The 6,570-nt window shown below is 35.2% G+C and carries 5 protein-coding genes and 1 pseudogene; 3 read left to right on the top strand and 3 right to left on the bottom strand.

The window, feature by feature from the left end; all coding sequences use genetic code 11:
- The coding region (locus tag IHO13_RS03965; protein WP_225538377.1) for a 30S ribosomal protein S1 at positions 1–1,443 on the bottom strand (1,443 nt) is incomplete at its 3' end.
- Between the two features lie 636 nt (positions 1,444–2,079).
- On the opposite strand from IHO13_RS03965, the pseudogene IHO13_RS03960 reads away from it, so the two are divergent.
- Positions 2,080–2,581 (top strand): annotated as a pseudogene (locus IHO13_RS03960) (Rpn family recombination-promoting nuclease/putative transposase); the annotation flags it as partial.
- 54 nt (positions 2,582–2,635) lie between these two features.
- On the opposite strand, the gene trhO reads toward IHO13_RS03960, so the two are convergent.
- Positions 2,636–3,442 carry an oxygen-dependent tRNA uridine(34) hydroxylase TrhO gene (trhO, locus tag IHO13_RS03955; RefSeq protein ID WP_225538376.1) on the bottom strand — a complete coding sequence of 269 codons (807 nt, stop codon included), beginning with the start codon at positions 3,440–3,442 and terminating at the stop codon, positions 2,636–2,638.
- A gap of 121 nt (positions 3,443–3,563) precedes the next feature.
- Between trhO and IHO13_RS03950 the strand changes: the two genes are divergently transcribed.
- Positions 3,564–5,162 carry an ABC transporter permease gene (locus IHO13_RS03950; RefSeq protein WP_225538375.1) on the top strand — a complete coding sequence of 533 codons (1,599 nt, stop codon included), beginning with the start codon at positions 3,564–3,566 and terminating at the stop codon, positions 5,160–5,162.
- A 21-nt stretch (positions 5,163–5,183) separates the two neighbouring features.
- Here IHO13_RS03950 and apaG read toward each other — a convergent pair whose 3' ends face one another.
- Positions 5,184–5,588, bottom strand: a complete 405-nt coding sequence (gene apaG / locus IHO13_RS03945) for a Co2+/Mg2+ efflux protein ApaG (RefSeq protein ID WP_225538374.1) — start codon at positions 5,586–5,588, stop codon at positions 5,184–5,186.
- Positions 5,589–5,675: 87 nt separating this feature from the next.
- Here apaG and IHO13_RS03940 point away from each other — a divergent pair.
- Positions 5,676–6,570, top strand: an 895-nt coding sequence (locus IHO13_RS03940; RefSeq protein WP_225538373.1) for a 5-(carboxyamino)imidazole ribonucleotide synthase, incomplete at its 3' end; no start/stop codon positions are given.

The raw sequence follows: 6,570 nt of genomic DNA, 5'->3' as shown, positions 1-6,570 counted from the left end.
TTCTATAAGTGGATCATACTCTATTTGTTTTATGCCAAGGTGAATTCTTGTTCGATTCACGTTAGCCCTTATTACTTTTGCCTCTACCGCATCGCCTATATTATACTTTTTTATCTCATCTGAACCATTTTTAGACCAACTTAGATCTTGTACATAAATTGTCCCTTCAACATTTTCGTCTATTTCACAATCATCAAAAGTAACAGATATATATAAGCCGGCATTATTTTTAACCTTACCAGAGACAATGGAGCCAGGGGGGTATTTATTGACAAATACTTGCCAAGGGTTATCTACACACCTTTTCATACTCAAACTCATTCTGTTTTTAGTAGTATCGATACTGAGAATTTTAACAGGCACTTCTTGCCCCCTAGTTACAAGACTACTGACTGGTAGATTGCTCTTAACCCAAGTTATTTCTGATGAGTGAACCAAACCTTCAATTCCAGGCTGAAGTTCAACAAATAACCCATAATCTTCTATGCTTGTTATATGTCCTTTATGAACGCTGTCAATCGGATATTTTGACTCTACATCTTGCCAAGGGTTATCTTCTAGCTGCTTTATACCTAGGGAAACTTTTGCATTTTCCTTATCTATTTTTATAATTTTGACCTTTATAGTCTGGCCACAAACGAAAACTGCAGATGGGTGACTTACCCTACTCCAAGAGATATCTGTAATATGCAGCAATCCATCTATAACCCCTACTGCATCTGACTCATGGATGCCAACGAATACACCATAATGAGTAATGCTTTTTATTTTTCCTTCTATTATATCTCCCTCATTTAAAGACTCTAAAAACTTGTTTTTTTCACCAGCATGCAATTTTTCCAATACTAACTTCCTTGATACTACGATATTACCCTGTTTCTTATCCATTTTAAGCACGATAAACTTTTGCTCAGTTTCAATAAGGTGATTGGCATCTTTTACTTTCTTCAGATCCACATGACTCAGCGGCAAAAAGGCACTTATTCCATCGCCAAGATCAACAATAAAGCCGCATTTAATTGAGCGTTTGATAATTCCACTGACTTCAGCCTTTGTAACTGTATCTTCTTCCAGTTTATGCCATTTTTCTTCCCTAATTGCTTTTTCACGGCTAAGAACTACATTACCATGATAGTCTTCAATTCTCTCTACGTAAACTCTAATTTTAGAACCAACAACAATCTCATCGTTGCAACCAAGCTCCTTGATTGGAATTCTCCCATCAGACTTTAAGCCAACGTCGACCACGATGTCATTAGGATTTATTCGTGTAATGACACCTTCTACTACATCTCCTTCCTTAACTTTATTAATAAAAGAATCTTCAAATAAAATGTTACTTTGATCTCCAAACTGGCTTTGATATATATCTTCTATGAACTTGTTTGACGATAGTTTTCTGATACTAAGTGGTAGATTTGCTGTTGGATCGCTATTATTCATGCAATGTGCCCTTCAATTTAAACTTTATTAGAAATAATACATTATATATTATTAACAACTAGTTACAAGCAGTTTTTGTTAACTCACCGATAGACTTCTTGCATAAAAAATAGCTTTTGGTAGCGCGCTAGGCATACAATAACTGTTTCTAATAGAAACAAAAAACCACTTGACAGCTTTTGTCATTACCTTTATCATAGTAATGAAGCTATTATTTAGCCTCAGTCTGTACAGATTAAACAACAAAAAAATTCAATATACTTGGCGTACTGTTGTTCAATTTTTTGCACTACGTGTACCTCATGCCTTTATAAACTTTCAAGGTTTTACCTAATACAAGCAAAATGCATTTATTAAAACGTCTAAGACAGTAAAAAAATGCCAACTTAAAAGATAGATAGTGAATACCAGCTAACGGGGCTTCTTTTGCCTTTTTTATTTGGCAAATTTCTTAAGTATTTATTGCTAAAGTAGTACTATAGATCCCAGTGTCAGCTACTTGGATGACAAAAAAAGGGGCTACTTGGATACACCCATAGATCTATCATTCCAGCGCTTGACGCTGGAATCTAGGAATTTTATCGAATAGGTGAGTATAAAAGTTATGTTAAAATGCACCACTTTTATGAAAAACTAGATTGTATCCTGTTTCCTGATAAGTCTGAGTATAAATCAAAGCACACTATTCGGGATGAGGATACCAATGAGCATGGTTTAAAAGATTTTTATTTTGCATTTATTGAACTGCCAAAATTTCCTAAGACGAAGGAAGATCAATTGGAGAGTACAGTCGAAAAATTGGTCTGCTTCTTCAAGTATGCTGGAAAAACCAGAGAAAGGGAATTGGAAAAAATAATAGGAAGTGATTTAATAATAAAGAGAGCATATGAAGAACTAAATAGGTCAACTGGTCAGAAAAGGAGTTCATAGCATATGAGCAAGAGGTAAAGCGTATCCGAGATGAGAAGGCTGTTCTTGCTAAAAAACTTGATGATGCTAGAGAGAAAGGTAGGAAGAAGGAAAAATTGAAGAGGCTAAAAACCTACTTAAAGCTTACGTGTCTGTTGACTTGATAGCTGAACCTACTGGTCTTCCTAAAGCTGAAATTGCTCAACTCAAAGAGGAAGTTACGAATTAGTTTCAAATCGCTTAGCTGAATAGACATGTGTAGATAAATCCAGTTTTTTAATTGCTAAGCTTTACAATCAGAGCAAACCACCTGACCACGTGAGACTGATTTCAGTTCACCAGTTGGAACTTGATTCGAGCAAAATATGCATTTTATTTTATCGCTTGGAACAAGTGAGTTATTAACAGCAATTCTATCGTCAAAAACAAAACATTCACCTTCCCAATTACCATTTTTATTATGAGTGTTTTCAAGATAAGAAAGAATACCACCTTTAAGATAGTACACATCGTTAAATCCAAGGCTTTGCATGTATGCTGTAGATTTTTCGCATCTTATTCCACCAGTACAGTACATGGCCACTTTCAGGTCTTTATTTTCAGAAAATGACTTTGCCCACTGAGGAAATTCACGAAAACACTGAGTGTTTGGGTCAATTGCATTTTTAAACTTGCCTAATTTTACTTCGTACTCATTTCGTGTGTCTATTACTAAAACGTCAGGTCGAGAGATAAAATCATCCCAATACTCTGGATCAACACATTTACCTCTAAGAGAAATATCAAGATTGCTTACGCCGAGGTTTACAATTTCTCTTTTTAATCTCACTTTCATCTTACTAAATGGTTGATATTCTGCTGCACTTTCTTTCCACATAAGATCTTCCAGCCTACAATCAGAACGTAGAAAATCAAATATTTTATCAATTGCGTTTCTTCCACCAGATATGGTTGCGTTGATGCCCTCCTCTGCAAGGAGTATAGTACCCTTCAGTGCAACGTCATCGCATGCAGCTTTTATTTCATCTTTCATGTCATAATAGTTAGAGAGTTCTACAAAATGGTAAAAAGTTACTATAACAAAGCTCATGACTATTAACTTATCAACTTAGAATATAATATATAAAATCATGAGGATATTCAATAGATCAGCTCTGGATATCTTCAGCTTTTGCATATAACATTTTAATATTAAGTGTGGATTTAATTTAATGCTTTTAAGAATATTAAAAAATATATTCTTATCTCTAGTAAGTATATTATTTATTTGCCCTATATTATCGTTAATATCGATCTTATTTACAAAATCAGCGGATTCTGGGTGGGTAATCAGTACACTTTTTCCTGAATATATACTGAATACGTTAGTTTTGATGGTGGGAGTTGGAAGTATATCTTTTATATTTGGAGTGATACCAGCGTGGCTCACCACATTTTTTTCATTTCCTGGGAGTAGAGCTTTTGAGATTGCTTTATTTTTTCCGCTATCAATTCCTGGATATATAGTAGCGTTTGTCTATGTAAACACGCTAGAGTTTTCAGGTCCGATTCAGAGTCTGTTAAGAGAAATTTTAGAGTGGAACAAAGGCGATTATTGGTTTCCTGAGATCAAATCTTTAGGCGGTGGAATATTAGTGATGGGGTTCAGTTTATATCCATACGTTTACATATTAGTTCGCTCAAGTCTAAGGAACGTTAGCAACTCAGTTACTATTGCATCGACACTTGGGTTCTCCTCGCTGCATAGCTTATTTTCTGTCATAATACCCTCTATACATCCATCAATTATAGCTGGATTATCCTTGGTACTAATGGAAGTAATTACGGATTTTGGTACACCACAGTTTCTTGCAATTGACACTTTTACAACAGGAGTATATCGCACTTGGTTTTTGCTGCATGATAAATACTCAGCTACTGTTTTAGCAGTTGCAGAATTGATCTTCATTGCAACACTAATAACTACTGAAAAAATCCTGCAAAAAAGGGGAATTTCCTATTCCGCAATCAATGCTAATTCAGATTACCACAGCAAACGCAATATAAATGGTACTGCACCATTGATCTTTGCTTATATCATGTGTGTATTGCCAATATTAATAGGTTTTGCTTTACCAATTATTCCACTAACATATTGGTGTATAGAGAAGGGATTTTTCATATATGAGGGAAGATTCTATAGCATAATAGCAAATAGCTTTAGTTTATCATTTGTTACCGCACTAATTTCGATTAGCATTGCAATAATGATTGGGTATGCGGCGCGTAAAAATAGGGCAATCAGTAGTGTAGCACGTCTTATTTCTTTAGGCTACGCAATTCCAAATGCAATTATTGCAATTAGTATAATAATATTTTTAAGCAAGATATCTTCTTTTGTTACTCAATATATAGTAGAAGTGAGCCTAATAGGAACTGTTGGTGCTTTGATTTACTCTTATTTATTTCGTTTTTTTGCTATATCTTTTAAAGCAATAGAATCAGGGCTCAAAAAAACACCAAATGAAATTGAGTGGACCGCGTATACTATGGGCCATGGACCTATTTCCACGTGTCTGAATGTTCATATTCCTCTCATCAGGAAAAGTATACTGTCGGGGTTTTTGCTCGTGTTTATGGATACTATCAAGGAACTCACAGCAACACTTATTATAAGGCCATTTAATTTTGAAACTATATCAACTAGAATATATGAGCTTGTAAGCGATGAGCGTTACAGAGAGGCTGCCCCATTTTCGTTAATGATAGTTACTATCGGCTTAATCTCCACAATGATCTTGTTTAAACTTGACGATGGGAGTAAAAAATGAACTTTTACGAGTCCACTAGATCTAGTGCGGTCTAGAGTTTATGTATGGACTGTCCAGAGAAAAAGGCGGTATCATGACCTCAAAGATTTTTGTGTTTTCTTCGTTTAGAAATTCGTATTTACCTTGCATTATTCCCGATGGCGCGTTTAAGTATGTCCCGCTCGTATACCTAAATACTTCTCCAGGTTTTATCACAGGCTGCTCTCCAATAACACCAGCACCTGCAATTTCATTTACCTTCCCTTTGTAATCTATTATCTGCCAATGGCGGCTCAGCAATTGAATAGTTGACGAGCTTTTATTTTTTATCTTAACATTGTATATCCACACATAACAATTTTCATAAGGAATAGATTGCTCCTCGATGTAAACTGGCAAAACTGTAACTTCAACAGAGTTAGTAGTAAGTGTGTATTCTAGGGCCATATTATGATTTAAGAAAACAACACCTAATTATACACATTTTCATGGATTCTTCAAGCATGTTATCGTATTCTAATTAGCAGTGGTAATATGGACAGATCAGATATGCTAGGCGAAAGAGTAATAGGGATAATAGGTAGTGGACAATTAGGTAGGATGACTGCTATTGCTGCAACAAAACTTGGACAAAAAACACATATTTTTGCCTATGCTAAGGATGATCCAGCTTGCTCTGTTGCCGGTAGTGTAACAATAGCAGATTTTTCTGATAAGAAGGCACTTGTATCTTTTGCACAGAGCGTGGATTTAGTTACTATTGAATCTGAAAATATTCCTTGTGACGCAGTTGATGTTATATTACAGCATGCAGATTTTTACCCGGGTAAAAAAGCATTACATATTTCACAGAACAGGCTGAGAGAAAAAGACTTTATTAGAGGTTTGGGTATAAAGACCGTTGGTTATAAAAATATACAAAATTATGATGAGCTATTAGAAAGTAGTAGGACTTTTGGCTACCCAATAAGGCTGAAAACAACAGAAATGGGTTACGATGGAAAAGGACAATATGTTATCGGGAATGATTCTGAAGCGAAACAATTTGTTTTCTTTGATTGGAACACAAAGTATATCCTCGAAGCAGGTGTTGATTTATTGAAGGAGGTTTCAACAATTGTTGCAAGAGATAAAAACGGTAAGATAACTTTTTTTCCTATAGCAGAAAACCACCATGTTGATGGAATACTTGACACTTCAACAGTGCCAGCTAAAATAGATAGTAAATTAGCTCAAGAGGTACAAAAAACCTCAGAGAAAATAGCAGATGCGCTTGATGTAATAGGAATCCTTGCTATTGAGTTTTTCATTACTAAAAATAACGAGCTGCTAGTTAACGAACTAGCTCCAAGACCTCACAATTCCTGCCACTGGAGCTTGGATGCATGTAATGTTAGTCAGTTTGAGCAATTGGTTAGGATAATATGTG

This window comes from Wolbachia endosymbiont of Mansonella perstans (assembly GCF_020278605.1).
Lineage (GTDB): Bacteria > Pseudomonadota > Alphaproteobacteria > Rickettsiales > Anaplasmataceae > Wolbachia.
Note: the sequence above shows the minus strand (reverse complement) of the source record. Positions and strands in the feature narration are given on the sequence as shown.